The organism is Corynebacterium sp. HMSC08C04, assembly GCF_001807495.1.
GTDB classification, from domain to species: domain Bacteria; phylum Actinomycetota; class Actinomycetes; order Mycobacteriales; family Mycobacteriaceae; genus Corynebacterium; species Corynebacterium simulans.
Genome location: NZ_KV789215.1, coordinates 26,668 through 52,628, shown reverse-complemented (window position 1 = coordinate 52,628; position 25,961 = coordinate 26,668). Strand labels below are relative to the sequence as shown.

The 25,961-nt window shown below is 60.0% G+C and carries 26 protein-coding genes; 11 read left to right on the top strand and 15 right to left on the bottom strand.

Annotation, left to right across the window (positions count from 1 at the left end; all coding sequences use genetic code 11):
* Window positions 1-103 precede the first annotated feature (103 nt).
* Complete coding sequence (locus HMPREF3169_RS07240) at window positions 104-958, top strand: sucrase ferredoxin (RefSeq protein WP_070456050.1); 855 nt, start codon at window positions 104-106, stop codon at window positions 956-958.
* On the opposite strand, the gene HMPREF3169_RS07235 is transcribed toward HMPREF3169_RS07240, so the two are convergent.
* Genes HMPREF3169_RS07235 through HMPREF3169_RS07220 form a run of 4 tightly spaced genes read right to left on the bottom strand, consistent with a single transcriptional unit; the run spans window position 945 to window position 4,481 of the window.
* Entirely contained in the window at window positions 945-1,625 is a 681-nt protein-coding gene (locus HMPREF3169_RS07235) for a methionine ABC transporter permease (protein WP_061920659.1), read from the bottom strand. The two genes, HMPREF3169_RS07240 and HMPREF3169_RS07235, sit on opposite strands and share 14 nt — an antisense overlap.
* Complete coding sequence (locus tag HMPREF3169_RS07230) at window positions 1,622-2,683, bottom strand: methionine ABC transporter ATP-binding protein (protein WP_062042132.1); 1,062 nt, start codon at window positions 2,681-2,683, stop codon at window positions 1,622-1,624. Before HMPREF3169_RS07230 ends, HMPREF3169_RS07235 begins: the two co-directional genes overlap by 4 nt.
* Before the next feature lie 33 nt (window positions 2,684-2,716).
* Entirely contained in the window at window positions 2,717-3,619 is a 903-nt protein-coding gene (locus HMPREF3169_RS07225; protein ID WP_070456031.1) for a MetQ/NlpA family ABC transporter substrate-binding protein, read from the bottom strand.
* A gap of 4 nt (window positions 3,620-3,623) precedes the next feature.
* Window positions 3,624-4,481 (bottom strand): MetQ/NlpA family ABC transporter substrate-binding protein, encoded by an 858-nt coding sequence (locus HMPREF3169_RS07220; protein ID WP_062035797.1) that lies wholly within the window; start codon window positions 4,479-4,481, stop codon window positions 3,624-3,626.
* Between the two features lie 134 nt (window positions 4,482-4,615).
* On the opposite strand from HMPREF3169_RS07220, the gene HMPREF3169_RS07215 reads away from it, so the two are divergent.
* Window positions 4,616-7,762, top strand: coding sequence for an error-prone DNA polymerase (locus HMPREF3169_RS07215; RefSeq protein ID WP_070432688.1), 3,147 nt, complete (start codon window positions 4,616-4,618; stop codon window positions 7,760-7,762).
* Between the two features lie 230 nt (window positions 7,763-7,992).
* On the opposite strand, the gene HMPREF3169_RS07210 is transcribed toward HMPREF3169_RS07215, so the two are convergent.
* Genes HMPREF3169_RS07210 through HMPREF3169_RS07200 form a run of 3 tightly spaced genes read right to left on the bottom strand, consistent with a single transcriptional unit; the run spans window position 7,993 to window position 9,188 of the window.
* A complete protein-coding gene (locus HMPREF3169_RS07210) occupies window positions 7,993-8,445 on the bottom strand; it encodes a hypothetical protein (protein WP_061920668.1) in 453 nt (150 codons plus the stop codon).
* Between the two features lie 2 nt (window positions 8,446-8,447).
* On the bottom strand, window positions 8,448-8,921 hold the full coding sequence (locus HMPREF3169_RS07205; protein WP_061920670.1) for a hypothetical protein: 474 nt from the start codon (window positions 8,919-8,921) through the stop codon (window positions 8,448-8,450).
* 6 nt (window positions 8,922-8,927) lie between these two features.
* Window positions 8,928-9,188, bottom strand: coding sequence for a helix-turn-helix transcriptional regulator (locus HMPREF3169_RS07200; protein ID WP_061920672.1), 261 nt, complete (start codon window positions 9,186-9,188; stop codon window positions 8,928-8,930).
* Window positions 9,189-9,278: 90 nt separating this feature from the next.
* Here HMPREF3169_RS07200 and HMPREF3169_RS07195 point away from each other — a divergent pair, with 90 nt between their 5' ends.
* Window positions 9,279-9,728: a PH domain-containing protein gene (locus HMPREF3169_RS07195; protein WP_070432689.1), complete on the top strand. Its 450-nt coding sequence runs from the start codon at window positions 9,279-9,281 to the stop codon at window positions 9,726-9,728.
* Window positions 9,725-11,188: a PH domain-containing protein gene (locus tag HMPREF3169_RS07190; RefSeq protein ID WP_082787632.1), complete on the top strand. Its 1,464-nt coding sequence runs from the start codon at window positions 9,725-9,727 to the stop codon at window positions 11,186-11,188. Before HMPREF3169_RS07195 ends, HMPREF3169_RS07190 begins: the two co-directional genes overlap by 4 nt.
* On the opposite strand, the gene HMPREF3169_RS07185 is transcribed toward HMPREF3169_RS07190, so the two are convergent.
* The 4 genes from HMPREF3169_RS07185 to HMPREF3169_RS07170 form a co-directional block, all read right to left on the bottom strand.
* Window positions 11,151-11,438 (bottom strand): hypothetical protein, encoded by a 288-nt coding sequence (locus tag HMPREF3169_RS07185; protein ID WP_062035793.1) that lies wholly within the window; start codon window positions 11,436-11,438, stop codon window positions 11,151-11,153. The genes HMPREF3169_RS07190 and HMPREF3169_RS07185 overlap by 38 nt on opposite strands.
* On the bottom strand, window positions 11,435-13,381 hold the full coding sequence (feoB, locus tag HMPREF3169_RS07180) for a ferrous iron transport protein B (RefSeq protein WP_061920675.1): 1,947 nt from the start codon (window positions 13,379-13,381) through the stop codon (window positions 11,435-11,437). The genes HMPREF3169_RS07185 and feoB overlap by 4 nt, the downstream gene beginning before the upstream one ends.
* 2 nt (window positions 13,382-13,383) lie before the next feature.
* Window positions 13,384-13,650 carry a FeoA family protein gene (locus HMPREF3169_RS07175; RefSeq protein WP_061920677.1) on the bottom strand — a complete coding sequence of 89 codons (267 nt, stop codon included), beginning with the start codon at window positions 13,648-13,650 and terminating at the stop codon, window positions 13,384-13,386.
* 78 nt (window positions 13,651-13,728) lie between these two features.
* Window positions 13,729-14,199, bottom strand: coding sequence for a tRNA (cytidine(34)-2'-O)-methyltransferase (locus HMPREF3169_RS07170; protein WP_061920678.1), 471 nt, complete (start codon window positions 14,197-14,199; stop codon window positions 13,729-13,731).
* Between the two features lie 24 nt (window positions 14,200-14,223).
* Between HMPREF3169_RS07170 and HMPREF3169_RS07165 the strand changes: the two genes are divergently transcribed.
* Together HMPREF3169_RS07165 and HMPREF3169_RS07160 are read left to right on the top strand one after the other, a co-directional pair.
* Complete coding sequence (locus HMPREF3169_RS07165; protein ID WP_061920681.1) at window positions 14,224-15,081, top strand: bifunctional methylenetetrahydrofolate dehydrogenase/methenyltetrahydrofolate cyclohydrolase; 858 nt, start codon at window positions 14,224-14,226, stop codon at window positions 15,079-15,081.
* Window positions 15,082-15,408 (top strand): DUF3017 domain-containing protein, encoded by a 327-nt coding sequence (locus tag HMPREF3169_RS07160; RefSeq protein ID WP_061920683.1) that lies wholly within the window; start codon window positions 15,082-15,084, stop codon window positions 15,406-15,408.
* Here HMPREF3169_RS07160 and HMPREF3169_RS07155 read toward each other — a convergent pair.
* The 3 genes from HMPREF3169_RS07155 to HMPREF3169_RS07145 form a co-directional block, all read right to left on the bottom strand.
* Window positions 15,405-16,556 (bottom strand): homoserine O-acetyltransferase MetX, encoded by a 1,152-nt coding sequence (locus HMPREF3169_RS07155; protein ID WP_061920685.1) that lies wholly within the window; start codon window positions 16,554-16,556, stop codon window positions 15,405-15,407. The two genes, HMPREF3169_RS07160 and HMPREF3169_RS07155, sit on opposite strands and share 4 nt — an antisense overlap.
* Before the next feature lie 13 nt (window positions 16,557-16,569).
* Window positions 16,570-17,907 (bottom strand): O-acetylhomoserine/O-acetylserine sulfhydrylase, encoded by a 1,338-nt coding sequence (locus tag HMPREF3169_RS07150; protein ID WP_061920687.1) that lies wholly within the window; start codon window positions 17,905-17,907, stop codon window positions 16,570-16,572.
* Window positions 17,908-18,050: 143 nt separating this feature from the next.
* Window positions 18,051-18,260, bottom strand: coding sequence for a hypothetical protein (locus tag HMPREF3169_RS07145; protein WP_061920689.1), 210 nt, complete (start codon window positions 18,258-18,260; stop codon window positions 18,051-18,053).
* Between the two features lie 403 nt (window positions 18,261-18,663).
* On the opposite strand from HMPREF3169_RS07145, the gene HMPREF3169_RS07140 reads away from it, so the two are divergent.
* From HMPREF3169_RS07140 to HMPREF3169_RS07130, 3 genes are read left to right on the top strand one after another with little or no spacing between them, the layout of a single operon-like run.
* Window positions 18,664-21,312, top strand: a complete 2,649-nt coding sequence (locus HMPREF3169_RS07140) for a nitric-oxide reductase large subunit (protein WP_070456030.1) — start codon at window positions 18,664-18,666, stop codon at window positions 21,310-21,312.
* A gap of 9 nt (window positions 21,313-21,321) precedes the next feature.
* Window positions 21,322-21,969, top strand: coding sequence for a hypothetical protein (locus HMPREF3169_RS07135; protein WP_061920693.1), 648 nt, complete (start codon window positions 21,322-21,324; stop codon window positions 21,967-21,969).
* A complete protein-coding gene (locus HMPREF3169_RS07130) occupies window positions 21,969-22,808 on the top strand; it encodes an SPFH domain-containing protein (RefSeq protein WP_061920695.1) in 840 nt (279 codons plus the stop codon). Before HMPREF3169_RS07135 ends, HMPREF3169_RS07130 begins: the two co-directional genes overlap by 1 nt.
* Before the next feature lie 166 nt (window positions 22,809-22,974).
* Here the strand turns inward: HMPREF3169_RS07130 and HMPREF3169_RS07125 are convergent, their stop codons facing one another.
* Window positions 22,975-24,291, bottom strand: a complete 1,317-nt coding sequence (locus HMPREF3169_RS07125; protein ID WP_061920697.1) for a MocR-like pyridoxine biosynthesis transcription factor PdxR — start codon at window positions 24,289-24,291, stop codon at window positions 22,975-22,977.
* Window positions 24,292-24,372: 81 nt separating this feature from the next.
* Between HMPREF3169_RS07125 and pdxS the strand changes: the two genes are divergently transcribed.
* Entirely contained in the window at window positions 24,373-25,281 is a 909-nt protein-coding gene (gene pdxS, locus HMPREF3169_RS07120) for a pyridoxal 5'-phosphate synthase lyase subunit PdxS (protein ID WP_061920831.1), read from the top strand.
* Between the two features lie 13 nt (window positions 25,282-25,294).
* The gene (pdxT, locus tag HMPREF3169_RS07115) at window positions 25,295-25,888 is read left to right on the top strand and encodes a pyridoxal 5'-phosphate synthase glutaminase subunit PdxT (RefSeq protein WP_082778550.1); all 594 of its coding nucleotides are present in this window, start codon (window positions 25,295-25,297) and stop codon (window positions 25,886-25,888) included.
* Window positions 25,889-25,961: the final 73 nt, after the last annotated feature.

The window sequence follows — 25,961 nt, the reverse complement described above, 5'->3', positions numbered from 1 at the left end:
CAAACAGACTATTGCCTAGCCACCGACTCTGTATAGCCAAGGCAGGATTCTTAACCACATTGTTGTCATCATTTTCATTTTGATGGCAGGTAAGCTGTGGCACATGACTTTTTGCTCCGACGTACAGGTTGAGCCGCTTCCGGGCACTGCCAAGAAAGAAAGCGTATTTGTGCTCTTCGAGTGGCCAAACGGCTGGTCGCGCGATGTCTTAGACGGCGGGACCTTCGGCCCGGAACTCACTGCTGAACTTAAATCCAAGCTCAAAGGCGTGGCAGGGCTGCAGCTTATCCGCAAGCCCGGCAAGGAAGGCCGCAGCATTAACGGCAAGCATCGCTGCTACGTGGTCTGGGCCGAGCGCGGAGTTTATATGGAGCATCTCCTAGACGGCCCGGAAGGCATCTTGGGGTTGGATTTTGCGGTGCCGGAAGACGGTGTTCTTTCCCGCCCGCTTGTGCTGATTTGTACCCACGGGCGTCGGGACGTGTGCTGTGCGGTCAAGGGGCGCCCGCTTGCGGCGGAGCTGGCTGCAAGTTTCCCGGAGGAGGTATGGGAGACCTCGCACACGAAGGGGCATCGTTTTGCTCCGTCGATTCTTTTGATGCCGTGGGGTTATTCCTTTGGCAGGCTTAACGTTGAGGCGGCGCGTGAGATGCTGCTGGCGGCGCGTCGCGGGGAGTATTTCTACCCGGGCAATCGCGGCAGCGGGCTCTATGATCCGCGCGGGCAGGTGGCGGAACTGGCAGTCGCGCGGGAGCTGCTCGAGGCGGGGGAGGCCTTGCGCTATGAGCAGTTGCACGCGCTTGAAGATACCGTGCACCACGACGACGGCCGCACCTGGCGGGTAGAGCTGGAACAAAAAGAGGTCTCCGGGGTCATCTCCTCGTGTGGAGACTGCCCGAAGACCTCAAAGGCGTGGCACGCAGTGGGTGTGCACGCAGGGGATATTAACGGCGCATGATCTTGGCGGAAAGCCAGTTGCCGAAGAACTGCGCTGCCTGAACCAGCACGATGATAATCAGGGTGGCCACCACGGTGACCTCCCACTCGAAGGCGCGGTAGCCGTAGACGATGGCAAAGTCGCCCAAGCCGCCGCCACCGACGTAGCCAGCCATCGCGGACATATCTACGATGCCGATGAACAGGAAGGTATAGCCCAGAACCAGCGGGCCAAGGGCCTCCGGCACGATGACCGAGGTGATGATCTTCCAAGGGGAAGCGCCCATCGCGCGGGCTGCTTCAATGACGCCGGGGTCGATGGCGACCAGGTTTTGCTCCACGATGCGGGCCACGGCGAAGGTGGCTGCGATGACCATGACGAAGGTTGCAGGTTCGCGGCCGATAGATCCGCCGAGGACCGCCACGGTTAGCGGCTGCGCGAAGGCCAGCAGGATGATGAACGGGATGGGGCGGATGAAGTTCACCAGGATATTGATGATGAAGTAGACAACCTTGTTCTGCAGGATTCCACCTGGACGGGTGGTGTAGAGCAAGACGCCTAAAACGAGGCCGAGCAGGCCTGCGACCACCAGGGTCGTCGCGACCATGATGAGGGTGTCTTGGATGGCCTCGATGAGGGTATCGCCCAAGCGATCCCAGTCAGCGGCAGCTTGGTAGGTCACGTTCATCGGGAAATCTCCTCAATCTCGGTGGTGCGTTGCAGGGTGCGGTAGAACTCCTCGATGGCGGCGGCATTACCGTTCAAGCGCACGGTGAGCTTGCCGAAGGAATGCTTCTGCAGAGTCGTGATACCGCCGTGGACCACTGCGATAGACACGCCCTTTTCCGCCAAGCGTGCCGATGCGGTGAAAAAGCCGGAGTTCTCGGTCAGGTTGATGGTGAAAAGGCGGCCCTCGTGGGCGAGGAGGTCGTCTGCTTCTACCAGGTCTGGGGTGTTGCGCAGGGAAGTGGCAACGAACTTGGAAGCGACCTCCGTGCGCGGGTTGGAAAAGACCTCGTAGACGCTGCCGGCCTCGATGACTCGGCCGGCTTCCATGACGGCGACCTTATCCGCGATGGAACGAACCACGTCCATCTCGTGGGTAATCACGACGATGGTGATGCCAAGGTCGCGGTTGACCTTGCGCAGCAGATCCAGCACCTCGTGCGTGGTGGTGGGATCGAGTGCGGAGGTGGCTTCGTCAGCCAGCAACAGCGAAGGGTTGGTCGCCAGCGCGCGAGCGATGCCCACGCGCTGCTTCTGACCGCCGGAGAGCTGCTCCGGGTAATTCGAGCCCTTATCGCCAAGGCCCACGAACTGCAGGAGCTCCTCCACGCGCTTCTTGCGTTCTTCCTTCGGCATACCGGCTAGGCGCAGCGGGTATTCGATGTTGCCTGCCGCGGTGCGCGAGGTCATCAAATTAAACTGCTGGAAAATCATGCCGATGTTGCGGCGGATACCGCGCAGCTTGGACTCCGGCATGCCGACGATGTCGGTGCCATCCAGCAGGAGCTGGCCCGAGGTGGGCTTATCCAAGCCGTTGATCATGCGCACCAGCGTGGACTTACCCGCGCCGGAAAAACCAATGATGCCGACGATTTCACCGGGCTCGACGGTTAGCGAGACGTCGTCAAGCGCTTTGGTTTCGGTCTTGTTATTTGTAAAGACCTTGGTGATGTTGCGGAACTCAATGCGGGTGCCGTGCTTGGCACCGGGATTATCTGTCACGTGAGGCGTTTCCTTCATATTGTTGTGACTGGCTAAAACCTTTTTAAGACCTTACTCGGCGGAGGAAGTCTCCAAGCGATCCAGGATTTCCTGGAGTTCATCTTGCGGACGATCCACGAAGATGGTGGTGCCGCCCGTGGTCTCCTGCACTGCCTTTTTGACCTCTGGTGAAAGGTACAGCTGCGCTAAGCGCTTGACCTTATCGTTGTCCTTATCCTTTTCTTGTACTGCCCAGACGTTGATGTATGGGTCGAACATGACGGTGGGATCGGCGCTGGGAGCTTCGGGGTCGTCGTAAAGCACTGCCTCGGCCGGGTTGATGCCCGCGCGCTTGAAGAAGGAATTGGTGATGATGGCAGGGGTGCCTTCGCCGTATGCCGACGGAGTCTGGGAAGCATCGACCGGGGTTACCTTGACTTTTGACTTGGCCTCGTCGATGTCGGCCGGATCCGGGGTTAGCTTGCCTTTTTCCTTCAAAGTCACCAGATCGTTGGCGGCCAGCAGGTTGATGGCGCGGCCCTGGTTGGTGGCGTCATTCGGGATGGCGACTTCCTGGCCCTCGATGCCCTTTATATCCTTGTGGCCCTTCCAAAACAGCGGCATCGGGTAGACCTGCGTGGAGGCCACCGGAACGAGGTTGGTGCCGTTGCCCGCGTTGTATTCCGCCAGGAACTTCAGGTGCTGAAACTTGTTGGTGTCCGTGCTGCCTTCCGCCAGGGACTGGTTCGGGGTGGCATAGTCGGTGAAGCTTTTCATCTCGATCTCGATGCCTTCCTTGGCGGCGAGATCTTTCAATACGTCCCACTCCGGAAGCTCGGCATCGGTGGTGCCGATGATGATTGGATCCTCTGCGGTGCCGGCAGCAAACTCGGAGGACTTGGAAGAACAACCCGCAAGGCCCGTGGCTGCAACAATGCTTGCCGCAGCCAGCGCAGCAATCTTTTTCAGCTGCACGGCGCTAGCTCTGCTCTGTCACGCGGTCGAGGATCTTCTTCAGCTCCTCCGGAGACTTTTGAACCGGAACGGAAGTGCCCTTGGAATCCTCTGCGACGGCGTCCTGGACGGCCTGGGAGTGCCAAATTTCGGCGACCTTCTTAATCTCCTCGTTGTTGGCGTCTTCTGCGCGAACGACGAAGGCGTTGATATAAGGCTCTGCCTCCTTGGAGTTCGGGTCATCCTGGAACACGGCGGTGGTGGGGTCGATGCCGGCGCGGTCGAGGAAGGAGTTGTTGATGATGGCTGGCTTGCCTTCGCCGTAGGCGGCGGGGGTTTGCGCGGCGTCGACAGGCACGACCTTGACCTTGGACTTTGCCTCGTCAATATCCGGCAGACCTGGGGTGATGAGGCCTTCCTTCTTCAACGTAACCAGCTTGGCCTGTACGAGGACGTTGATGGCGCGTCCCTGGTTGGTGGTGTCATTCGGGATGGCGACTTCCTGGCCCTCGATGCCGTCGAGGGAGTCGTGACCCTGCCAGAACAATGCCAACGGCACGATTTCGGTGGCGACGATCGGAACGAGGTCGGTGCCGTTGCCCTTGTTGAACTCCGCCAAGAACTTCAGGTGCTGGAAGTTATTGGTATCCAGTTCGCCCTGGTCAAGAGCCTGGTTCGGGGTGTTGTAGTCCGAGAAGTTCTGCACCTCGATATCAAGGCCCTGTGCCTCAGCTTCGTCCTCGAAGGCGGACCATGCCTTCTTAGCGGCGTCGGTAGTGCCGACGACGATCTTGCCGTCGGAATCGCCAGAGGAGCAAGCAGCCAGGCTGGTGGCTGCGATGACGGCTGCGGAGGAAGCAGCGAGAACGCGGCGAATACGCATGATATGAGGTGTCCCTTCGAGTGAAATAACGTTTGTTGCAAGAAACCTAGCAATGATTGAACCGCTTTGTCTATATCGCTTTGGGTGAGACTGAAAAATTGACTAGAACATAGTTTCGATCATATCTTTTCCCCATGAGGTTCAATGGTGGGGCGGCGCTGTCTTGGTCGCGGGTGGAGCGGATTCTTTCCGGCCGTCCTGCCGCAACGCCCGTTTCGGTGGAGCACTTGGGGGAGCGGGGCGAGGGTCTCGAGCGCGGGGTCTCGGCCGTGCCTTTCGCGGAGCTGCATGCGGTTTCTTCCTATAGTTTTTTGGGCGGCGCCTCGGAGCCGGAGGAGCTGGTGGCGCGCGCGATGCAGCTGGGGCTAGAGGGGCTTGCGCTGGTGGATAAGGACGGTTTTTATGGCCTGATGAAATTTGCCGAAGCCGCCGCTAAGGCGGGGCTGCCGGCGGTGTTTGGGGCGGAGCTTTCGCTTGTCGACGGCCCTCTTGTCGTCCTCGCCCGCACCCCCGAGGGGTACCGCCGGCTATCGCGATTGATTGCCCAAGCGCGCATGGATGCAGGTGTGAAGGGCGAGGTGGCTTACCCGCCGTTGGAAGTAATTGCGGAGCGTTTGCAAGATTATTGCCTGTTCCTTCTGGACTGGCAATGGTTGGACAAAATCGATCATGTGCTCGAAAGAATAAAAATAGACAGCATAGTACTTGAATATTCCTGCACGATGTCTCCTGAGGACGCAGATCGCCACGCTGAACTGGATAAATGCAATAATCTGCGCGCCATCGCCACTGCCTTACCCGCTGCCGCCACACGGCAGGAAGCGCGCCTAGCCGCGGCAAAGCGTGCGCTTAGCCAAAGAAAATCTCTGGACCAGGCAGAACCCGATGTGCCCCCGATGGGTGCCGGCTGGCTGCGCTCAGGCGAGCAGATGGCGCAGCTCTTTCCGGAGCGGCCGGAGCTCATCGCTGAGACTGTCAAAGTATTAAAGGAGTGCAGTTTCACCTGGGATGCGCTCGCGCCGAACCTGCCTGACTTCGAGGTGCCTGAAGGCCATACCGAGATGTCTTGGCTGACGCACCTGACCTGGCAGCGAGCAGAAGAGCGCTATGCCTCGCGCCCGGCTGCGATTCGCTCGCGGGCGTGGAAGCAGATCGAGTACGAGCTAGGCGTTATCGAGCAGCTGACCTTTCCAGGGTATTTCCTCATCGTGTGTGACCTCGTGGATTTTTGCCGTCGCTCCAACATCCTCTGCCAGGGTCGCGGCTCGGCGGCGAACTCCGCGGTGTGTTTTGCCTTAGGCATCACTAACGCCGAGCCGATTTCCGCGGGGCTGCTTTTTGAGCGCTTCCTTTCGCCAGACCGCGATGGCCCACCGGACATCGATATCGACATCGAATCCGGCCGCCGCGAGGAGGTCATTCAATACGTCTATGACAAGCATGGCCGCGAGCGCGCAGCGCAGGTGGCCAACGTTATTACGTATCGCCGCAAGGGCGCTGTTCGCGATGCAGCGCGTGCCTTGGGCTTTCCCCAAGGCAGCGCCGATTCCTGGTCGAAGGGGCTTTCGGAGCCGCCGGAGGGCGTCGTTAAGCTGGCGGAGCAATTCCTCGGCCAACCGCGCCACCTGGGCATTCACTCTGGCGGCATGGTGTTGTGTGACCGTCCTATTGCGGACGTGGTGCCGATGGAATGGGCGCGGATGGAAAAGCGTTCGGTGCTGCAGTGGGATAAGGATGACTGCGCGGCGGCCGGATTGGTGAAGTTCGATCTGCTGGGCCTTGGCATGCTGGAGGCGCTGCACCACATGCAGGACTTGGTGGAGGAGACCACCGGGTACAAGGTGAATCTGTGGGAGCTCGACCTAGCGGAAAAAGAGGTCTATGACATGCTCTGCCGCGCCGATGCGGTGGGGGTATTCCAGGTGGAATCGCGCGCGCAGCTGTCCACGCTGCCGCGCTTGCGCCCGCAGAAGTTTTTCGACCTGGTGGTGGAGGTTGCGCTCATCCGTCCCGGCCCGATTCAGGGCGGTTCGGTGCATCCTTATCTGCGCCGCCGCGACGGTAAGGAGGCTGTGACCTATGACCACCCGGTGCTGGAGAAGTCTCTGGGCAAGACGCTGGGCATTCCGCTGTTTCAGGAGCAGCTGATGCAGATTGCCGTCGACGCCGCAGGCTTTTCCGGAGCGGAGGCCGATGACCTGCGGCGTGCGATGGGCTCGAAGCGCTCGCCTGCACGGATGGCCGCGCTCAAGCAGCGTTTTTATGATGGGCTCGCGCAGACGAATGGCATCGAGGGCGAGGTTGCGGACAAACTGTGGAACAAGATCGTGGCCTTTGCAGCCTATGGCTTCCCAGAGTCGCACTCGCAGTCTTTTGCCTCGTTGGTCTACTTCTCGGCGTGGATGAAGTATCACTATCCGGCGCAGTTTTGCGTGGGTCTGCTGCGGGCGCAGCCGATGGGCTTTTATTCGCCGCAATCGCTCATTCAGGATGCGCGGCGGCACGGCGTGGAAGTTCTTCCGCTGGACGTGAACGCTTCGGGGTGCCAGGCGCGTGCGGTGGTCCAAGACGGCGGCGAGGTGGCGATCCGGCTGGGCCTTAACCTCATCAAGGGGTTGGGGGAGAAGGCCGCGCAGCGTATCGAGGATGCATGCGCGCAGACGCCGTTTCAAGACATCGCGGATCTGTCTAGGCGGGCGGAGCTTAGCGTGGAACATGTGGAGGCTTTGGCCAGTGCCGGTGCGCTGGAGACCTTTGGGCTAAGCCGGCGTCAGGCGCTGTGGCAGGCGGGGGTGGCGGCCACGGAAAAGGCGGGCATGCTTGCAGGGCTTTCGGCTATTTCTGCGCCGAGCCTGCCTGGCATGAGCGCTTTCGAGCTGATGGCTTCCGACGTCGCCAGTACTGGCGTTACCCACGACAAACAGCCGATGGAGCTCGTGCGCGCCGCGCTTAACGACGCCCATGTCTGCACCGCCGCACAGCTGCGGCAGGTTCCAGACGGTACACGGGTGCGGATTGCGGGCATCGTGACGCATAGGCAGCGTCCGCAGACTGCCGCCGGCGTCATCTTTTTGGGCTTGGAGGATGAGACCGGCTTGATGAACGTGATGGTCTCACCGGGGCTGTGGCAGCTCAACAAGACCGTGGCCAGGACGTCTAAAGCGCTGGTTATTCGTGGCATCGTGCAAAATGCCACGGGCGCGGTCAATGTGGTGGCAGACAAGCTGGAGCCGCTTGCCATGGGTGAGTGGCTCTCCCGCGGCTCGCGTGATTTCCGTTAGGCCGGTGCGAGAAATCCCCCCGTATTCAGGTAAAGCCGCATAACATTCACCCCGCGCTGGCAGCGGGCCTGCTTTTCTTCCTGCTCTACCTGGCCTTTTCTAAGTAGCGAGCCTATCCCTTATGACTACGAATCCGGCGAGTACATCTCCAAGCAGGAAGCACGCGACCTAGGCCACGCGGACATCCAGGAAGTTGTCGACGGCTGGGAGCAGGATACTTAAAAAGGGGTCTAGGAAGCTACGAGTTCGGCACGATCATCGGTGTCCATGCCAAGGGCGATCGTGCCGAGCAGAGTCAGCGATGCCCCGAACATCAATACGCCGGCAAGCATGCCTAGGCAGCGCACGATTTCCGGCCATGGAACGTCTTGTCCAACTAGGTCGAGCAACGGCAGACAGAGCATCAGCACCATTAAACTGCCGAGGGCAAAATACGCGTACTTGAAGACGTTGCTGCGCGCGCGATCGATGCGGCTGCGCTGATATTCGTCTGCGAAGGCTGGGTCCATATTGTCTTTTCCGATTAGAACTTGAAGGCGCCCCAGGCAGATAACGAGCCAGGCAAGGCCGCCGACCCACAAGAACATCGCAATGACGTTGGAGAAGGGATTGACTGCTATAGCGGCGAGTGCAATGAACAGTCCGACGAAGCTGGAATAGAAGTACTTGGTGCGGATAGGCATGATTAATCCCCAGAAATTAGTTCGTCGCGGTTGAATTTGCCTGCCAGAGACTTGGCCACGGTGAATGGAACCCACAGCATTTGCAGCATGATCAGCTTGAAGAACAAGCTGGCCACGAAGATTCCGTCCATGGAATCAAGAAAGCGGGTTCCAAGAGCAATAGCGCCGCAGGCCACGAACATGAACATGGAAGAAAACAAGGCGAGCTTAAGTCCATCTTCGCGGGCCTCTATATGAAGTTGCAGCATGTACTCGTCGAGTTCGATAGTGGGTAGGTCGGCGGAGTCGATAGTCTTGCGTAGCTTGGACACGCCGAAGCCGGTTACACAGCTACCCAAGCAGGCCAGCATGAAGGACGTGAAATCGTCCCAGAACTGCAGCGGGATGGATAAGACGATGATTGCAAGCCCGACGTCGGCGAGGCGTATGAGGCGGTTGCGATTTGTGACGCGAGCTTTAGCAGCTGTGGTTGCCATGAGCAGTTAGTCCTTTCGATAGATCTCGGTGGATAGCGGCTGGAATTCGGTGCGGGAGAAGACGGCTTCGACAGGGAGGCCGAATACTTCGCAGATGCTGAATGCGAGGTCGAGGCTGGGAGAGTGATCGCCACGCTCAAGGGCGCCGATGCTTTGGGGGTTGACCCCGACGGCGTCGGCAAGCTGGGCGCGCGACATGTCCCTCTCGACTCGGAGCAACCGAACCCTATTGAAAATTGGGGAAGACGGCTTTTTCTTTGGGGACATAAACCAAAGTGTTGCATAAACCCAACACTTTGTAAAGAAATCTGAGGCTTTGTTAGCATAGGCGGCATGCGCTCCGCCCTTCCTCCAGACATGCATCCGGTCTCCCGGAAGCTGACCACAGCTCGCTATATTCACCACCTGAGCTGGTCGGCAGGCTTTGCTATCGCTTTCGCGGTTGCGGGATACTTCGCCAGCTCATTTTGGTACTGGTTCGCCGGAGCCTGGGGAGTGTGGTTCGTTTACTTGCTCTGGCTTATCCCCGCGCAGGTGGCGAATATGGGGTGGAAGGAGACTGACGATGAGCTGGTGATTACCCGCGGCAAGCTGTGGTACCGCCTGACCATTGTTCCGTTCGGCCGCATCCAGTTCGTGGACGTCTCCGCCGGCCCCATCGAGCGGTCCTTGGGGCTGAAAAGGGTGAAGATTCACACGGCGTCGACAAGCTCAGATGCGAAAATTGCAGGCCTTTTAGCCGCTGACGCCGATGCATTGCGCGAGCGCCTCGCCGTGAAGGCGCGCGAGAGGATGAGCGGACTGTGAACGGACGGCACCGGCTGGGCAAGGACCGCGCCCCAGTTGATAGGGAAGGCTATCGCCGTGTGCACCGGCTGACGCCGCTGCTGCGCTTTTGGTCGGTTATCTTCGCGTTTCTGGCCATTTGCGTGCTCAACTTCAACTTGGAGATGCTCTCCGACATCGCGGCCTACCTGCGCGGCGGGCACTGGAGTGACATTGGCCTTGGAACGCTCGCGGGGCTCGGCGGCTTCGTCGTGGTCTGCCTGGGCATTTGGTATGTCTCCGCCATCTGGTGGCGCAAGCTGGGCTATAAGCTCGGCCCCGATGAGGTGGCGCTGCGCCACGGCGTGATTTCCACGTCTTTTCGCTCCGCACGCTATGACCGCATTCAGGCTGTCGACGTGGTGGAGTCCGTCATCGCGCGGTTATTTGGTCTGGCTGCAGTGCGCGTGGAAACAGCCGGCGGCACGGCCTCTGTCATTGAGATTTCCTTTCTGCGCAGGCAAGAGGCCATGGCGTTGCGCGAGGAGCTTCTGACCCACGTGCATAGCCGTTCGGCGGTGTCGGAGGATGCCGGTTCCGAGGCGGTCGGGCAGGTAGCTCCGGCGGAAGAGCAGGGCTGGCAGCTGATTCCAGAAATCCCCGTTGGTCGCACGCTGGCGGCGGAGGCGCTGCGTTTGCCCACGCTGATTGCGGTTGTAGTCATGGCGATTTTCCTCGCTTTGCCGGATTTCCGCGCCGCCACGGTGCCCATCGTGGTGGGCTTTGTGCCCAATATTTGGAATCTCATCGATACCTCGTGGCGCTTCCAATCCCGCTACGACGGCCACGATGAGGTACTCAACATCTCCTACGGCTTGGCTGACCGCCGCCGCCAGACGATCCGGCGTTCGCGCATTCATGCGGTGCGGGTTACCCAGCCGCTGCTGTGGCGCATGTTTGGCTGGTACGAGGTGCAGGTTTCCGTGGCCGGGTACGGCGCGGTGGGCGGCGGCAAGCAGTCGGGCTCCACGCGCATCTTGCCGGTGGGCACGCGGGAGCAGGCGCTGCGCGTACTAGAGCTGGTCTCCGATCTTGATGCCGCGCAGATCGAGTATTACGCCCAGCCAGAGGGGCACACCCACCCCACCTATGTGTCGCCGCGTAAGGCCTGGTTGGCCTCGCCGGTGGATGTGCGCCAGCAGGCGGTCACGTTGGTGGGCGAGGACGTCGCCGTTGTGCATTCAGGAAGACTGTCGCGTCGGGTGATGGTCGTGGGCACTCCGCATATCCAGGAACTGACGGTCCAAGCCGGCCCGCTCAATCAGCTGCTGGGCGTGCAAAACATCCGCTTCGATCTGGTTAAGGGTCCCGTTGGAATGGCGGGAAAGCAGCTTGCGCTTGCCGACGCCGCCGAGCTTCTCACCCGCCTGCGGCAACGCCAACTGCCTTCGATGGAGCACGAGGCTACGATGCCGGCGCCGGGCGAGGCCGGCGCAGACTAAGCAAGACTGGACCGCGCTTTCGTCCGGGGTTGGCGGAGGCTGTGCCGCAGTGGGCTGCAGCAGTACAGGAACCGCATCCGCTGGTGGGGCAGGAGTTGAGCGTTTCGGCGTTTAGCTCCCCGGTGGAGAGCAGGTGTGAAATCACAAGATTGACCGTGCCGATTTTAAGGCCCGTTACGTGCGCGATTCCGGCGCGGGTGGTGGTGCCGGAGGAAATCGCGTCCTTTACCTGAGCAATGGGCGAGGTCATAGCAGCCTCAAGAGCTGGAAGGCGACCACGGCCAAGGCCCAAGCGGTAAATAGTTGCACCGCGAAACCGAAGAGTGTCCAGCGCCAGCCAATCTCCCGTTTCTGGGCAGCCAGCGTTGCCACGCACGGGGTATAGGCGAGCAGGAAGAGCATATACGCCCACACTGCAGCGTTCGTATTTCCGTCGGAGGCTGTGGCGAAGTCGGCGCGCACCTTCTCGCTTAAGGGGCTCGATGCCTGTTCTTCGGGTGCGGCGTCGGTGACGTCGTCTACTGCGTAGGTCTGCGACCACGTGGAAATCAGTGCTTCCTTGGCCACAAACCCCGTCACTAGCGGGCCCGCGAGCGACCAAGAATCAAAGCCCGCCGGGGCAAAGGCCGGAGCGATGCTGCGCGAGATAGCGCCATAAGCTGAATCCTCAGGAGCTGGCGACTTGTAGTCAGACAGGGAAACCCCATCAGCGCCTACGGGAATCGCCATGAGCAGCCAGATGACCACCACCGTGGAGACGATGATGCCGCCGGCAGTCTGCAGAAATCCCTTCAGCCTCGTCCACATCACCGACATGGCGAGGCGGAAGGTGGGAAGTTGGTACGTCGGAAGATCGATGACCAGCGGGTCCTGCGGCACAGCCCGCCACAACGTGCCGCGCAGCACCAATCCCACCAGAATAAGCAGAGCGATGGAGATGACGTACATACAAAAAACGACGCTGCCGGCATGACCCGGGAAGAAGGTCTCCGCCAGCATCACGAAGACCACCAACCGGGCAGAGCAGGAGGTAAACGGGATAAGCAGCGAGGTCATGATGCGATGCCGCGGCGAACCCAGCACGCGGGTCGCAGCAATGGCAGGAACGTTGCAGCCAAAGCCTACAACTATAGGTAAAAATGCCTTGCCTGGCAGGCCGATGGCGCGCATGAAACGGTCCGTAACCACTGCCGCGCGGGCCATATAGCCAGAATCCTCCAGCACGGCCAGGCACAAAAACATCAGCGCCATCAGGGGTGCAAAGGTGAGGACCATGCCGACGCCGCCAATAAGGCCGTCGACAAGCAAGCCCTCTACCAGCGGATGCTGAAGGCCGATTGCCTCCAGCAGGTGGCGTGCTGCGTCAGAGATGGGCCCTGAGACGAGCGCCTCCAAGCCGTCTTGCAGAGGAGCGGCCACCGTGGTGGTTATCTGAAAGACTAGCCACATCACCGCGAGGAAAAGCAACGGGCCCGCTACCGGGTGCAGCGCTATCGCATCTAGGCGCTGCGAACGCGTGACCGGCTGGGACTGCGTGTGCACCGCTGCTTTGGTGGCGGCGTCGAGATCCGCAAAGCGGGCGTCGATGCTGGCGTCTTCGCGCAGGACCTGTGGCTCCTTAGTGAGGGAAACCTGCACCGTCTCACGCAGGCGCTCCAATCCTTCCCGCCGGCGGCCATCCACACAGACCACCGGGATTCCCGTGGCCCTCGCGAGCGCATCGGCATCCACCTGTAAGCCCTGGTCTTGTGCCACGTCCAGCTTGGTCAGCGCGATGCTGAGCCGGTAGGGAAGCTCTGCGAGCTGAAACGCCAAGTTGAGCCCGCGCGCAACCGCAGTCGCGTCGACCACGACGATGACGTGATCGGGGCGCTCGGCAGGGGCGGCGTCGTAAAGCATGGTGCGCGTGAGCGCCTCATCCGGGCTGAGCGGATCCAAAGAATAGCTGCCGGGGAAGTCAATGAGATCGGCAACCTCGGCCGGGCAACACGAATGCGCAATATTCCATGCGCCGCGGCTGACCTCCACGGTCGTGCCCGGCCAGTTGCCGGTCTGCACCTTCGAACCGGTTAGCGCATTAAAAAGCGTAGACTTGCCGGAGTTCGGAGCACCCACCATGGCGATGATGGCAGCGCCCGCGGGAGCCAGCGCCCCGCCCGGATTTCCATGGCAGCTGGGCGTTACAGCACTCATCACTAAACCCCGATTGATTGCAGCGTCTGGCGGTCAATGGCGTAGCGGCAGGAGCCAACCGCGACGATGCGCGCGCCACCTGCCACATGCGCGCCGACGGTTAGGCATGCTCCCGGGCGGATGCCCAGCTCGCCCAAGCGGCGGGCCATGGCCGGATTATGCACGCAATCCAGGCATTCGGGGCGCAGGGTAACAGTAGAACCGACCGGCAGGGAGTAGGCCGAGTTGTGGGAGGTCGACTCGCCTGAGCGTACGTGCAAAGGCAACATGACTAGGCATCCTTTCAAATTCGGTTATAAAGTTACCCTAACCGAATGATGGTTTACCTAATCGTTGTGACAATTGTCCTAGACAGCGCCCTTAAACCCCAGCTGGCGCCAAGCCTCATACACGGCTGTCGACGCCGCGTTAGACAGGTTCATCGAACGGCGCGCCGGGACCATCGGGATGCGCACCTGCTCGGTGATACGTGGGTGATTAAGATGCTCTGGCGGCAAGCCGGTGGGCTCGGTGCCAAAGAGTAGGACATCGCCTTCTTGGAACTCGACGTCCGTGAACCACTTATCGGTATGCGTGCTAAAAGCAAACACGCGCGCGCCGGGCAGTGCATCCATGCAGGCGTCGAAGTCCTTGTGGATGTGCAGGTCAGCAAGGTCGTGGTAGTCCAGGCCGGCGCGCTTTAGGTGCTTGTCATCGAAGTTGAATCCGAGCGGTTCGATGAGATGCAGGGACGCTCCAGTGACGGCGGCGGTGCGGATTGCGTTGCCGGTATTGGTGGGGATCACGGGATTATCAAAGACGATGTGCAGCTGGCTCATGGGCATAAGTCTAGGATGGAGCGCATGAGCGCAACCAAACTAGATGGCAAGTTGTACCGTGACGAGATCTTTGCGGATCTGAAAACCCGCGTCGAGGCCCTCAAGGAAAAGGGCATCCAGCCTGGCCTGGCCACCGTGCTGGTGGGCGATGACCCGGGCTCGCACTCCTACGTGAAGATGAAACACCGCGACTGCGAACAGCTGGGAATCAACTCCATCCGCAAGGACCTTCCGGCGGATATTAGCCAGGAGGAGCTGGAAAAGGTCATCGACGAGCTAAACGAAGACGACGGCTGCACCGGCTACATCGTGCAGCTGCCGCTGCCTAAGCACCTGGATGAAAACAAGATCCTGGCCAAGATTGATCCGGAAAAAGACGCCGATGGCCTGCACCCGGTCAACCTGGGCAAGCTGGTTTTGAACGAGGATGCCCCGCTGCCGTGCACCCCGAATGGTTGCATTCACCTGCTGCGTCGCTTTGGCGTGGAGCTGGATGGAGCGAAGGTCGTCGTCATCGGCCGTGGTGTGACTGTTGGCCGTCCGATCGGCTTGATGCTTACCCGCCGCAGTGAAAATTCCACCGTTACGCTCTGCCACACCGGTACCAAGGACTTGGCTGCCGAGACGCGCGCTGCCGACGTCATCATCGCAGCGGCCGGCAAGGCACATATGCTCAACGCAGACATGATCAAGGAAGGCGCCGCGGTTCTCGACGTCGGAGTTTCCCGCGTTGATGGCAAGTTGGCTGGCGACGTCGCACCAGACGTCTGGGACAAGGCCGGCTTCGTCTCGCCGAACCCGGGCGGTGTCGGCCCGCTGACCCGCGCATTCCTGGTGTCTAACATCGTGGAGCGCGCAGAAAAGTTAGCGGGCCAGCAGTAGATGGCCCCGGAGCTAAACCTCGATAACCCGCACGACGCCAACCTGCGGCCCTCCCGCCTACCCGCGTCCGTGCAGTGGGCGGCCGTGGGGCTATTTTGTGCCGCCGTTGCGCTTTCTGCGGTTTTCGCGATTTCCGAGCACTGGCGCCGCGCCACGGTAGTCCTTGGTGCAGGCCTGCTTTGGCTTTCGTTGGTGCGGCTTAGCTGTGACTCGAAAATCGTCGGCATCCTCGCGGTCCGATCGCGCCGTTTTGATGCGTGCTTTAGCGGCGTTATTGGTGCCGTGATGGTGTTTTTGTCGGTTTCAGTCGATGCGTTGGGGTCTTAGATGTAGTACTCGCTGCCGCTAAACGCCGTTTCCAACTCCAGTCCGTCAGGTGCCGAGAGCGTAAGGAAGTTACGCAAGATTCGGTCCATCTGGCGGGCTTCGGCCAAGAAAGCATCGTGGCCGACGGGGGAGACGATTTTCGCCATGGCCAGCAGGTTGCCAATGTTGCGCGAGATATGTTCCTGCTGGTGATACGGGTAGAGGATGTCCGTGTCCACGCCGACTACCATCGTGGGAACAGTCGATGTTGCTAGCGCTTTGTTGAGGCCGCCGCGGTCGCGGCCGACGTCGTGGCGGTTGAGCGCCTCCGTCAGCGTTACATAGGAGCCGGCGTCGAAGCGGCGGGCGAGTTTTTCTCCCTGATAGTCCAAGTAGGAGTTGACCGCGAAACGCTGGTTCCCCGCGCGGTAAGGCCCGAGCGGATCCTCGCCGCGTTGTGCCTGGACGCCGAAGCGCTCGTCGATTTCCTGTTCGCCGCGGTAGGTGAGGTGGGCAATCCGGCGCGCGGCGGCGAGCCCTTCGCGAGGCGTTTTGCCGCTTGCGTAGTAATCCCCGCCGTGCCAGAACGGGTCGCGCTCAATGGCAGAAATCTGTGCGGATTGAATGCCAATCTGCCAGCCCGAAGCCCGCGCTGATACCGCAATGACGCAGGCCGCGGTTATGGATTCCGGGTACAGCAGCGTCCACTCCAGTGTGCGCGCCCCGCCCATGGAGCCACCGATGATGGCATGGACCTGGGTGATTCCGAGGACTTCTAGGAATTGCCTTTCCGCTCTCACCAAATCTCGAATCGATAGCGCGGGGAAGCGCGAACCCCAGGCACGGCCGTCGTCGGGATGCGCGCTGGCGGGCCCAGTGGAACCAGCACAGCCGCCCAGCGCATTGGTGGCGATCACGCACCATTTCCGCGTATCCAAAGCCTTGCCTGGGCCCAGCAGGTCGGCCCACCAGTCGGCCACGTTGGAATCGCCGGTCACCGCATGCTCGATGAGCAGCACGTTATTCTTGCCGTGCGGGTCACCGGCGAATTCGCCCCACCGTTGATACGCGATACGCACCTCGGGAATTTCAGCGCCTGCTTCAGTACGCAGCTTGCCGACGCCGACTTCTTCGAGCTCACCTTCACAAGCCAAGTTGGGCACAGTCATGGCGACTTCTTGATTAGATGGCCGCGAAGCCGCGCTCGAGGTCAGCGATGATGTCGTTGATTGCTTCGATACCAACGGAGAGGCGAATCGTGGCTTGGGTGATGCCAGCTACTCGCAGCCCCTCCTCGTTGGATTGCGAGTGGGTGGTGGTAGCCGGATGCACCACAAGCGAGCGGGTATCACCGATGTTGGCCAGATTGGAATGCAGCTTGAGGGAATCGATGAACTTCCAGGCGGTTTCTGTGGCCGCTGCGGGTTCGCCTGACTCGGTGGCCACTTCGAAAGAAAGTACCGAACCGGTGTATTGGTAGCCGAGCCTTTCCTTGGTGGTCTTATACGGGCTCGAGTCGAGGCCGGCGTAATTGACCTTGGCCGCCTTCGGATGCGCCTCGAGGAATTCCGCAACTGCCTGGGCATTTTCGTTGTGGCGCTGCACGCGCAGCTCCAAAGTTTCCAGCCCGGTTAAGGTCAGCCAAGCGTTGAAAGGCGAGACTGCGGCGCCCGTATCGCGGAGGATGCCAGCGCGGGCGCGCAGTGCGAAAGCCGGTTCGCCGAGGTCTGCGAAGCGCAGGCCATGGTAACTTTCGTCGGGTTCGGTGAAGAACGGAAACACCGGCTTGCCGTCGCGCTGAACGGTCCAGTCAAAGGTGCCGCCGTCGACGATGACGCCACCGATGGCCGAGCCCGAGCCGGAATAGAATTTGGTGGTGGAGGCGACGACGACGTCCGCGCCGAGCTCTAACGGGCGCGCCAGTGCCGCGGTAGCGATGGTGTTGTCCACAATCAGCGGCACCTGGTTTGCATGCGCTACCTCAGCGATTGCCGGAATATCCAGCACATCTGCCACCGGGTTGCCGAAGGTCTCTCCATAAAAAGCCTTGGTATTTCCGCGCACAGCGCACTGCCATGACTGCGGATCATCGGGTTCCTCGACCAGAGTTACTTCAATGCCGAGACGGTGCAGCGTATGGGTAAAAAGGCTATTCGTTCCGCCATAGAGGCGAGGGGAGGCCACGATGTGGTCGCCCGCGCCAGCCAGCGTTTCGATGGCGGCGGTTTCTGCCGCCTGGCCAGAGGCAAAGGCGACTGCGGCTACGCCGCCTTCGAGCGCCGCTAGACGACGCTCGAGTGCGTCCACCGTGGGATTTGTCAGCCGGGTGTAGATGGGGCCGGCGTCGGCAAGCGCAAAGCGAGCGGCGGCATGCTCGGCCGAATCAAAGACGTAGGAGGTGGTTTGGTAAATCGGAATGTTGCGAGAGTTGGTGGAGCCGTCGAGATCCTGGCCTACGTGCAGGCAGCGGGTAGCGAGGGCGAGGTTTTCTAAGTTGCTGGTGTCGTATTTTGTAGCCATGAGCAAAGACTAGACCAAGCGGTTCATAATGGGCATGGATGTGGAGAAAATTTGACGTTTGCCCAGCAAGTGAAATGAATAAAAACAGACAAAGCGGTCGGCAGGTAGCCGACCGCTAGTCGCGGTGTGAGTTTAGCGCGTGTCTATTTTTGGGAGCCCGCGCGCTGATGGATGAGGTACCAGCCGCCTAGGATTCCGCCGAAGAGTAGTAAGGCAGCCGCAATGAAGACCATTGCGACCGTGACGGTTTGGTGTGGGTCGTTCAGAAAAATCATCGAAACAATCGCCGCAAGGAAGATGGTGGCAAAGAGGGTGATTAGCCAGTTGCGCTTGGTGTGCTCTGCGAAAGTCATGCTTAAAATAATACGACAAAATCCGAATTAAACAACTTTTGAGGTTGGGGTTGGTGGCGTTAACCTCTATGTACTCTGATTTTTGCAGTGCTTTGCGAATGGTGATCGAATTAACATCGTTGGGAAATCGCTTTAAAGATAAAGCAAATCGGGAGGTGTGGTCGACGTACATTATTGCGTTTTACTTGGGGAGATATAAAAATTAGCTGAAAGTCAGCAATGGGGGAATGGTCTAGCTATTGGCGGATGTCAACCTTCCGTATGACCGCCTTTGGGGAAGGTGGGCGCGCGCCCAGCTATTTAACTCTAGTTTTTCCGTCCATAATCGGTGTGGGTGCCTTCTGCCTCGGGACACCTTGGCGCGCAGTCTAAGCGTCAGCACATTGAGAAGACAGGAAAATATATGTCCACCACTACTAGCCACGAGGACCGCCGCAAGCCGGTCCTTAAGCTCAGCAGCGTGTGGGGGCAGGGCGTCGCCTTAGTCATGATCTTTGGCTTTCTAGTCATGGGTTTCTTGGCGTACCGCACTTACAACGCGTCTATGCCTCTTCCGGAAAAGATTGTTTCCGAAACCACCGGTGAGACCATCCTGACCAAGGATGAGATTCTGAACGGTCAGGCTCTCTACCAAACCCGCGGCCTGCAGCAATACGGCTCCGTCATGGGCCACGGCGCCTACTTAGGCCCTGACTACACGGCGGAATACCTCCGCATGTCTTTGGATAAGGCACGCGAGCTTAACGACGCCAACGGTTATCCCGATTTCATCTCCCCGGACGCGACTCCAGAAGAAGCAGTCCAGCAGGAGTTCCGCACCAACCGCTACGACGAAGCAACTGGTGTACTGAAGTGGACCGATAACCAAATCGCTGCTTTCGAGTCCAACAAGGACTACTACGCGAAGTACTTTGGCGAAGACTCTCATAACAAGGGACTTCCATCTGAGTTCATTACAGACAAAAAGCAGATCAACAACCTTGTTGGTTTCTTCGGTTGGACTGCATGGGCTTCTGCGGCAGAGCGCCCGGGCCACGATTACTCCTATACCAACAACTGGCCGGCTGAGCCACGCGTGGATAACGGCCCGACCGCAGACCTCGTGGTCTGGTCTGTGCTCTCGCTCATCGCGCTGATCGGCGGCACCGGCCTTATCTTCGCGATTTATGGCCGTTGGTCTAAGTCCATTGGTTGGCACGCAGAAGAGGCGCCAAACCTCGACTTCACCCAGCCGGGCGAGGTAGGTCTTACCAAGTCGCAGAAGGTCGTGGCATGGTTTGTCCTTGTCATCGCATTGCTCTTCCTCATCCAGGCGCTCCTGGGTGCAGCCTCACAGCACTACCGCACGGAGCTAACCGGCTTCTTCGGTATCCCATTGCAGGAGATCCTGCCGTATAACGTCTCGCGTACTTGGCACCTCCAGCTGTCGCTGCTATGGACTGCAGGCGGCCTGCTTGCTGCCGGTATTTTCTTGGCCTCTTTCGTGGGCAAGAAGGAACCGAAGAAGCAGCACTGGCTGGTTTGGTTCCTGCTCGGTGCCATCGCGTTTGTGGTCTTTGGCTCCATGGCCTTCGAGTGGCTGTCCACCATGGGCTACATCAAGGAAGGCACCCTGTTCTCCCAGCAGTGGGAGTTCCTTGACCTGCCGCGCTTCTTCCAGATTCTGCTCACTGTGGGCATGTTTGTCTGGATTGGCATCATCTTCCGCCAGCTGCGCGGCCGCCTGAAGTACGAACACAAGTCCAATATGCCGTGGCTGTTCTTCTACGCCGGCATCGCCATCCCTGCTTTCTATGCAGTGGGTAACCTGGCTGGCTCCGAGACCCATATCTCTGTTGCCGAGTTCTGGCGCTTCTGGGTCGTCCACCTGTGGGTGGAGGACTTCCTCGAGCTGTTTACCACCGTGATGGTGGCCTATGTCTTCGTGCTTCTCGGCGTCATCCGCGAAAAGATCGCCCTCGGCATCATCTTCTTGGACATTATTTTGTACTCCACCGGTGGCGTTTTGGGCACTATGCACCACCTGTACTTCTCCGGTACCCCGGTTGAGCACATGGCACTTGGCGCTTTCTTCTCTGCTGCCGAGGTCGTGCCGCTGACCCTGCTGACCGTTGAGGCTTGGACCTTCATGCAGCTCGGTTCCCGTCAGCGCGCCTCCGGCGAACGCCCATTCCCACACCGCTGGGCAGTTATGCTCCTGGTTGCAGTTGGCTTCTGGAACTTCTTGGGCGCCGGCATCTTCGGCTTCCTAGTCAACCTGCCGATCGTCTCTTATTACGAGATCGGTACCGCGCTGACCGCAAACCACGCACACGGCGCAATGATGGGCGTATACGGCTTCCTGGCCGTCGGCCTGTCCGTGTTCGCGCTGCGCTACCTTATCCCGAAGGAAAAGTGGTCCGACAAGGCCATGGCGTGGTCCTTCTGGCTGCAGAACATCGGTCTGCTGTGGATGGTTGTTATTTCGCTGCTCCCGTTGGGCGTTATGCAGCTCTACGAATCCGTGGCTTCCGGATACGTCGAGGCACGTTCCCTGGGCTACATCACCGAGCCTGGCAACTTCATCATGGAGTGGCTGCGCATGCCTGGCGACGTCATGTTCTTAGCCGGCATCATCCCGTTCCTATGGATGGCGCTCAAGGGCGTGCTGTTTAACAAGGAAATCCCGACCATCGAAGAGCACCCGAAGGATCCGCTGTTTAGCATCATCGCGCCTGACGACGACGATCACGCCGGCGAGGTGCCCGTCGCGGGCGCTGCCTCCAGCGTCGGCCTTGTCTCCGGCGGAAAGGGTCGTGTGGATACCCGCGACGGCGCGCACAGCACTGGACGAGTGGCAGGCCGCCGCTATGGCTACATCGACGAGCGTGGCGCCTTCGTTGAAGAGCAAGCCCCGGACTCGGGCCGCGGCGATTCTGCAGCTTCTGGCCCACAGGACCCAGAGTTCGAATCGCGCACCAAGTGGGGCGGCACCTACCGCTCCGACAAGCGGGCGGACGGTAATCCTGGCCAGAAGAAGCCAAATCAGAATAAGCCGGATCAGAAGAAGTAGGGACACATAATGCAAGCTCCAGGAATCTTTACCCTCCTGGCGGTGTGCTACGGCCTGTTTCTTCTGGTTGTAGCGTGGGGCTTTGATGCTATGGCGAAGCAAACCGCCAACCGCACCATGGCTAACCGCGCTGGCACTTTCCGCTACTTGGAGGAACACGACGCCTGGCAGTGCCCTGAGGATCAGTGGCTTTGGCCGTCGAGCTTTGACCCGGAAAACCGCGTCATGCGTTACCGCGCCAACCCCACGGTGTGCAATACCTGTCCAGTAAAGGATGCCTGCACGGTCTCCCACCATGGCAGGGAAGTCACCCGGCAGCTCGACCCATGGCCACACTCCGACTCTGGTCGTTTCCACCGCGGAATTGCCCTCGCGGTGGCCGCTATGGGCTACCTGCTCCCGCTGTCGTCCCTAATTACCAACCACTCGCTGTCCGAGGTGCTTATCACCCTTGCCACCGTCTTGGTGATTACCGGTCTTGGTGTCTATCCGTTGGCACGCCACCTGTGGAATACACCATCGAATGCGCCGCAGATCGTCGTCCCCGAAATGGACAACCGTGAAGCCGAGCTGGCCGCCCAAATCGACCGCTATGGTTCGAAGTACGGCAAGTCCAGCCGTTATCGCTCGGAACGCAAGAAGGAAGAAGCTAGCTAATGTCAGCACTCGTTTTCTGGCCGATCGTCATCGGCATCATCGTCGCGCTCATCATCGTCTTTTTGATGTACTCGCTGAAAGTCATCAAACAGTACGAGCGCGGAGTGGCCTTCCGATTCGGCCATCTGCGTCCGCTCATGGAGCCGGGCCTGCATTTCATGTGGCCGGGCATCGATAAGCTCGAGCGCGTGGACCAGCGTGTGGTGACACTTACCATCCCGCCGCAGGAAATCATTACCAAGGACAACGTCTCCGTGCGCGTGAACGCCGTGGTCATGTTCGAGGTGACGGATTCGCTCAAGGCCGTGCTGGAAGTGGAAAACTATGCCGTCGCTACGTCGCAAATCGCGCAGACGACTCTGCGTAGCCTGTTGGGCCGCGCGGATCTCGATGATCTCCTCGCGCACCGCGAAGAACTCAACGAGGATCTTGCGAATATCATCAACGGCCAGACCGAGCGCTGGGGCGTAATCACCCGCATCGTGGAGATCAAGGACGTGGAAATCCCAGAAATGATGCAGCGTGCCCTTGCCCGCGAGGCAGAAGCCGAGCGTGAGCGTCGCGCCAAGGTCATCTCCGCACACGGCGAACTTCAGTCCTCCCGCGAGCTGCGAGAAGCCGCGGAGGAGCTGGGTAAGGCTCCTGCGGCTTTGCAGCTTCGTTACCTGCAGACGGTGCTGGAGTTAGGCGCAGACCAGAACTCCACCATCGTCTTCCCACTGCCGATGGACATCATGGGTGGCTTCATGGATAACCTCGGCACCTTCTCGAAGGGATTTAAGGATTTCAACGAGAACTTCTCGCAGCTAGCCGGCGCTAAAAAGGCTGAGGATAAGTAACGTCCTAGGCAGCCGCAGTAAACCGTTAGCGCAGCAACTAAAGGGTCACGTTCTATGCGTGGCCCTTTCGGCTTTTCCTGCACGCGGCTCAGTGCCGCCAGGCATGCTCGTAGGCAGGTTGGCTGCGCACGCGCATGAGTGCGCAATCAGTGCGAGATCCTACCCATTAAAGAGATGCGGCTTCTGCGACCGCAGCGAGTGCTAGCGCCAATTCCAAGTCGCTGAGGTGGCCAAAGCCCAATACGACTCCGTTCGGTGCTTCCTCTCCGCCCCAGTAATCAGCTAGTGCAGTAAGTCCGATTCCCTGTTCCGCTGCCCGTGTGACCACCGCTGCCGCTGGGCGTTCGCAGAGCAACACAGCGTGCAGACCACCGCGAATCGGCAGCAGCTCGACGCCAGGTAGCGTGCGGAAGGTGGCGGTGACTAGGTCACGGCGGCGTCGGTAAGCGCGGCGCATTTTGCCGGTGTGGCGGCGCAGCGCACCGCTGGCCATAAACCCCGCCAACGCATCTTGGGTAATAGAGCTCACGGGCTGCCCAAAAAGCTGACGCTGCTGCACAAGCGGCTCGCGCAGGTGCTCCGGGACGACGAGATATCCACAAGCGATGGTCGGGGAGATCACCGAGCTAAACGTGCCCAACAGCGCCGTGTGCTCGGGCTCGAGGGCAGTCAGCGCGGGCAAAGGTTGGCCTACGTAGCGCAGTTCGGAGTCGAAATCGTCCTCAATGATGAGTACCCCCGTCTCCCGTGCCCACCGCACCAGCTCCGTTCGACGAGCAGCCGAGAGGGAATCGCCGTACGGATATTGATGGCTCGGAGTGACGATGAGCGCATCTAGGTCCGTTAGCGGAACACGCACACCCTCTGAATCGGTAGGTACTTCCACGAGGGTATGGCCTAAAGCCTCCGGTACCTTGCGCAGACTGGGATAACCCGGCGATTCCACGCCAATACGCAGCTGCTTAGCGACGCCCCGCAATAACAACGCAAGCCCCTCACGCGCACCGGCGGTGACGAGGATGCGATCCGGATCTACCGCAAGGCCGCGCATGTGGCGGAGGTGGTGACCGATTTCTTGGGTTAGAAGGGGAGCGTTGGCAAGCGCGGCGGCGTTGCGCCAGGCAGCACGCCATTCGGGGGTGATGAGGCTCGTTGTATCGGGTAGGCCGGGGGTTAGCTCCACCCGGTTGAGGGGCGGTGGGGTGTGCGATTTCGGGGCGGTCGCGGGGGCTTTGGTGGGGTGGAGGCGAGGATTGATGCGGGTTCCGGAGCCTGTGCTTGCGACGAGGTAGCCCTCGGCGATGAGTTGATCGAAAGCGGTTACCACAGTTCCGCGCGAGACGCCTAGCTGCGCCGATAAGGTGCGGGTTGAATCTATCTGCTCGCCTGGCAGCAGTGCGCCAGTGGCAACCATCTCGCGGATGGCTGCCGCAATCTGCACTGGCAGCGTCCGCGAATCGTCCGGGTCGAGGCCTAAATTCATATCCTCATCTTAAAGTGGTCTAATCCAAATGACCTAGATTGGACCTTGTTGTGGACCACTTTATGCGGTTCGATGATTCGCATGGCTGAAAACAAGACTGAAAATACTTCCAAGATTGCAACCACCCGCGTCAAGCGCGGCCTCGCGGATATGCTTAAAGGCGGCGTCATCATGGACGTCGTTACCCCGGAACAGGCAAAGATCGCCGAAGATGCTGGTGCTGCCGCCGTCATGGCCTTGGAGCGTGTGCCAGCGGATATTCGCGCGCAGGGCGGCGTCGCTCGTATGTCGGATCCGGACCTTATTGAGGGAATCGTCGATGCGGTTTCCATCCCGGTGATGGCAAAGTCTCGTATTGGCCACTTCGTTGAAGCTCAGATCCTGGCTGAGCTCGGTGTGGACTTTATTGACGAGTCCGAGGTTCTATCTCCGGCCGATTACGTCAACCACATCAACAAGTGGGACTTCGATGTGCCTTTCGTCTGCGGTGCTACCAACCTGGGTGAAGCGCTGCGCCGTATCACTGAGGGTGCTGCCATGATTCGTTCCAAGGGCGAAGCCGGCACCGGCGACGTCTCCGAGGCAGTAAAGCACCTGCGTACCATTCGTGGCGAGATTGCCCGCCTGCAGCACCTGGATCGCGATGAGCTGTATGTCGCAGCCAAGGAGTTGCAGGCTCCGTACGACCTTGTCGCAGAGGTGGCAGAGACAGGCAAGCTGCCGGTCGTGCTCTTCGTTGCCGGTGGTGTCGCAACGCCTGCCGACGCCGCACTCGTCCGTCAGATGGGCGCCGAGGGCGTCTTCGTCGGCTCCGGTATCTTCAAGTCTGGCAATCCGGCTGCTCGCGCGGAGGCCATCGTTAAGGCGGCCACGCTGTATGACCAGCCGGCTGAGCTGGCGAAGATTTCCCGCGGTCTCGGCGAGGCGATGGTAGGCATCAACGTAGCTGACGTTCCGGCTCCGCACCGTTTGGCTGAACGTGGCTGGTAAGACTGGCAAAGCGCTGACGATTGGCGTGCTGGCCTTGCAAGGCGGCGTCGAGGAACACGTTGCGATTCTGGAATCTCTCGGCGCACACGTAACCCGCGTGCGCTTGCCCCGGGATTTGGATGGCCTTGATGGCATCGTGTTTCCAGGCGGCGAGTCTTCCACCATCGACCGCCTTGCTCGCGCCTTCGAGCTTGCGCAGCCGCTTCGCGACGCCATCCGTGCCGGCCTGCCCGTCCTCGCCACCTGCGCCGGACTGATTTACTCTGCCCGTGAACTGGAGAATCCGGCGCCTGGGCAACAGAGCCTCGGTGTGCTTGACGTCGTCGTGCGCCGCAATGGATTCGGTAACCAGCGCTTCTCTGAAGAGCGCACTGTGCCCGTGCGCTTGGATGAGGAGGATCTGGCTGTGGAGGCGTCTTTCATCCGCGCGCCTGTTGTTACCTCGCATGGCGCAGGGGTGGAAGTAATTGCCACCGTTCCTGAGAGGGACGGAACTCCAGTTGTCGTGGGAGTACGGGAAGACAACGTCATCGCTTTGAGCTTCCATCCAGAAGAAAATGGCGATGACCGCATCCACGCGCGGTGGTTGGCAGGCTTAAGCGTGTAGCTTTAAACCGCCAGATAGCTGCGAATTTGACCATCCTGGGTGCCAAGGCGTTGTGCCTGGTAGAAGGCCTGGG